The 639-nt window shown below is 40.4% G+C and carries 1 protein-coding gene; it reads right to left on the bottom strand.

Annotated features, from left to right (window positions below; all coding sequences use genetic code 11):
- On the bottom strand, positions 1–639 hold a 639-nt coding region (locus AC3G7N_RS21435), incomplete at both ends, for an efflux RND transporter permease subunit (RefSeq protein ID WP_489424159.1).

The raw sequence follows: 639 nt of genomic DNA on the forward strand, positions 1-639 counted from the left end.
TTAGCAATGATAAAGGAATAGAAACGATTGAAATGAGTGTTGTTTTAATACTTCTCAAGAAGAGCAGGATTATCACAACAGCAAAAATCGCTCCAAACAATGCTTTGCCAAGCATCGTACTGACCGCTTCTTCAATTGGTTCCCCCTGGTCAAACGTAGTTGTTACTGTAAGACCAAGATCCTCTTCGAATCCATCTATGGCATCTTTAACCGCATTAACTACCTCAACTGTGTTTGCATCGGCAGCCTTTACGATTTGTATACCAATTGAATCCTCCCCATTTGTTCTGGAAATGGATTCCGTTTCACCAACAACTTCAATATCAGCCAGATCATTCAGTTGCACCGTTGGCAATTTCATTGAGCCTTGTGTTTGTGGAACGCTTTGTCCCGTTTGTTTCATCTGACTCTCTTGTCCAGACTGGTCTGTTTGTTTTGGTGTAATGGGAATTTCCAAGTTCCGCAGATCCTTAACGGTAGCAATGTTTCCGTCAATGACCAGATTTTTCACCTTTCCGTCAAAGTTGGTTAGTCCTAGAGGAAAAGATATATCAGATCCCTGAATCAGCTGTTTTATTGTATCTTCGGATAAGCCATATTCAGCAAGCTTTTCCTTATCAAAATCAATGGTAACCTTTT

This window comes from Virgibacillus carmonensis (assembly GCF_057836705.1).